This is a genomic window from Pseudomonas sp. NPDC087598 (assembly GCF_044743525.1).
GTDB lineage: Bacteria > Pseudomonadota > Gammaproteobacteria > Pseudomonadales > Pseudomonadaceae > Aquipseudomonas.
Genome location: NZ_JBIUWQ010000094.1, coordinates 7,953 through 11,225, shown reverse-complemented (window position 1 = coordinate 11,225; position 3,273 = coordinate 7,953). Strand labels below are relative to the sequence as shown.

Annotated in this window: 3 protein-coding genes, 1 tRNA gene and 1 pseudogene; 2 read left to right on the top strand and 3 right to left on the bottom strand. The window is 57.5% G+C overall.

All coding sequences use genetic code 11. From position 1 onward, the window contains the following. Positions 1-304: 304 nt before the first annotated feature. The 3 genes and pseudogenes from ACIOWE_RS28735 to ACIOWE_RS28725 form a co-directional block, all read right to left on the bottom strand. A complete protein-coding gene (locus tag ACIOWE_RS28735) occupies positions 305-613 on the bottom strand; it encodes a hypothetical protein (RefSeq protein ID WP_401398278.1) in 309 nt (102 codons plus the stop codon). A gap of 293 nt (positions 614-906) precedes the next feature. Next, positions 907-1,062 (bottom strand): annotated as a pseudogene (locus tag ACIOWE_RS28730) (Arm DNA-binding domain-containing protein); the annotation flags it as partial. A gap of 156 nt (positions 1,063-1,218) precedes the next feature. Continuing rightward, positions 1,219-1,303 (bottom strand) — tRNA-Leu (locus tag ACIOWE_RS28725). 108 nt (positions 1,304-1,411) lie between these two features. Between ACIOWE_RS28725 and queA the strand changes: the two genes are divergently transcribed. After that, positions 1,412-2,476: a tRNA preQ1(34) S-adenosylmethionine ribosyltransferase-isomerase QueA gene (gene queA, locus ACIOWE_RS28720; protein ID WP_401398276.1), complete on the top strand. Its 1,065-nt coding sequence runs from the start codon at positions 1,412-1,414 to the stop codon at positions 2,474-2,476. Positions 2,477-2,490: 14 nt separating this feature from the next. Continuing rightward, positions 2,491-3,273: tRNA guanosine(34) transglycosylase Tgt (gene tgt, locus ACIOWE_RS28715; RefSeq protein WP_401398279.1), on the top strand; the 783-nt coding region annotated here is incomplete at its 3' end.

The following is a 3,273-nucleotide window of genomic DNA, read 5'->3' as shown; positions in this document are numbered from 1 at the left end:
GCCGATGGTAGTGTGGGGTTTCCCCATGTGAGAGTAGGTCATCGTCAAGATTAAATTCCGAAACCCCAATTGCGAAAGCAGTTGGGGTTTTGTTTGTGCTCGAAAAAAGCATCCTGAGACTGGTACGGAGGTTGACCGTCAACCACGTTAGAGTAGATCCATGGTGACCATGGAATCAGCCACACGGTAGCGCATCGCTTTGTAAGCCGCCTGGCGCTTATCCCGCATCCTCAGCAGTGCGACATTAGGGGGAAAGCCCCGTTTTCCTCTAAAAGCTCCAGCGCAGCATCCAGGCAGCCACGCGCTAAGCCACTCTTTTTCGACCTGACTGATCAATGATGGAATTGCTCTGAGTCTGCATTGGGCGCTGGATAACGATCCATTGCTTCAGGTGCTTCAGACCGAGGGCGCCGCGCACATCCCAAAAGACCGCGGCAATGACATGATTGGCAAGGCGTGAGGATTCGTTTTCGAAGTGATCTTCAAGCAAGGTCAACACTGAGTCGGCACGGTCGATGGCGCAGGTGATGGCGTCGAAGGGTACACCGGCTTCTGCTTTTGGATTCATGCAAGGGAGGTCTTCAGGCAGTGAGAAACTCAGGGCGTTGTTCATTGGGCGCCGCCTGCGGTTTCGAGTGCGCGGGCTTTTGCCATGTGAGCGTTGTAACGGGAGAGGCGTGCAGCGAGGCTGGAATTGGCATGTAGAGCCGATTCGACGCAACACGGAGAAGGGGGGCATCAAAGCGTTGTTTGCAGTCTTGTGGCTCATGCAGCCACCTGATCTCGTGACTCGATACGGCTACGCGCCCACGCTTGAACCTCGGAAAGAGCTCAGGCGATACGAGCGCCGCGTTCGTTGCTGTTTTAGGTGCTTGTGCGGCTATATCGTGAGGTCGGCTTCCAGAGGCGTTTGTAGCGGAGCTGCCAGGATTTACTACCATCCGGTTTGACCCTGAAGTAGAAGCCGTTTCCGTCGAGCTCCCGGCATTCCTTTGATGCTGGCTCCAACCCTGTAAGGGTCGTGTCAGCGAGAGGGCGGCGCTTGATATCTACGCGCTTCATCCTTGTATCCCCAAGTTCGGTATTTTTCTCAGGATGCAAGCAGGGATACAGCGCATGGGAAGAGAAAGGCATAAACAGACAGGCACAAAAAAACCGGCCTAGTGGCCGGTTTCTCTGGGTCTGAGAGTCTGGTAGAGACTTTCAGATACTGCTATATGGTGCCCCGAGGGAGACTCGAACTCCCACTCCTTTCGAAAACGGATTTTGAATCCGCCGCGTCTACCAATTCCGCCATCAGGGCTCAATGGCGGCGAAGTATAGAGAGGTCATTACCGTTGGTCAATCACGTTTCATGGTCAATTTTCGATATTTCCGCTAGACTTCCCGGCCCTGCTAGACGAACCCCATCATGCGCGTTGCTGACTTTACTTTCGAGCTCCCTGATTCGCTGATCGCCCGCCACCCTTTGGCCGAGCGTCGCGGTAGTCGCCTGTTGACCCTGGATGGGGTCAGCGGCGCCCTCGCACACCGTCACTTCACTGATTTGCTTGAGCATTTACGCCCGGGCGATTTGATGGTGTTTAACAATACCCGGGTGATTCCGGCGCGGCTGTTCGGGCAGAAAGCGTCCGGCGGCAAGCTGGAAATCCTCATTGAGCGGGTCCTCGATTCGCATCGCGTGCTGGCGCATGTGCGCTCCAGCAAGTCGCCGAAGCCGGGTTCGAAGATTCTCATCGACGGCGGTGGCGAAGCCGAGATGCTCGCTCGTCACGATGCGTTGTTCGAACTGGGGTTCGATGAAGAAGTGCTGCCGCTGCTTGATCGCGTCGGGCACATGCCGCTGCCTCCTTACATAGATCGCCCGGATGAAGGCTCGGATCGCGAGCGTTATCAGACCGTTTATGCCGAGCGTCTGGGCGCGGTGGCGGCGCCGACGGCGGGGCTGCATTTCGATCAGTCGCTGATGGAGGCGATTGCCGCCAAAGGCGTCGAGACTGCGTTCGTTACGTTGCACGTGGGCGCGGGTACATTCCAGCCAGTGCGCGTCGAGAAGCTTGAAGACCACCACATGCACACCGAGTGGCTGGAAGTCGGCCAGGATGTGGTTGATGCCGTCGCTGCTTGTCGTGCGCGCGGTGGTCGAGTGATTGCTGTCGGTACCACCAGCGTGCGTTCGCTGGAAAGTGCGGCGCGCGATGGCGTGCTCAAGCCGTTCAGTGGCGACACCGACATCTTTATCTACCCGGGCCGACCGTTCCATGTGGTCGACGCCCTGGTGACCAATTTCCATTTGCCGGAATCCACACTGTTGATGCTGGTTTCGGCGTTTGCCGGTTATCCCGAAACCATGGCCGCTTACAAAGCCGCTGTCGAAAATGGATACCGCTTTTTCAGCTACGGTGATGCGATGTTCATCACCCGTAATCCAGCACCTACTGCCCCTAAACAAACAGGCCCAGAGGAAACAGAATGAGTCGCGAATGTCGCATGTCCTTTGAGCTTCTGGCCACCGATGGCAAGGCCCGTCGTGGTCGTCTGACTTTTCCGCGTGGCACCGTCGAGACCCCGGCCTTCATGCCGGTCGGTACTTACGGCACCGTCAAGGGCATGTTGCCGCGTGACATCGTCGCCACCGGCGCAGAGATCATTTTGGGCAACACCTTCCACCTGTGGCTGCGCCCAGGCACCGAAGTGATCAAGGCACACGGCGACCTGCATGATTTCATGCAGTGGAAAGGCCCGATCCTGACCGACTCCGGTGGTTTCCAGGTGTTCAGCCTCGGCGCGATGCGCAAGATCAAGGAGGAGGGCGTGACCTTCGCCTCTCCGGTCGACGGCTCGAAAGTGTTCATGGGCCCGGAAGAATCGATGCAGGTTCAGCGCGATCTGGGCTCCGACATCGTAATGATCTTTGACGAATGCACACCGTACCCGGCTGATGAAGACGTCGCTCGCGTGTCGATGGAGCTGTCGCTGCGTTGGGCTCAGCGTTCGAAAAATGCCCACGGTGACAACACCGCGGCGCTGTTCGGTATCGTTCAGGGTGGCATGCACCAGGATCTGCGCATGCGTTCGCTGGAAGGCCTCGACAAAATCGGCTTTGACGGTCTGGCTATCGGCGGTCTGTCGGTGGGCGAACCCAAGCACGAGATGATCAAGGTGCTGGATTATCTGCCGGGCATGATGCCGGCTGACAAACCTCGTTACCTTATGGGCGTTGGCAAACCGGAAGATCTGGTTGAGGGTGTGCGCCGCGGTGTGGACATGTTC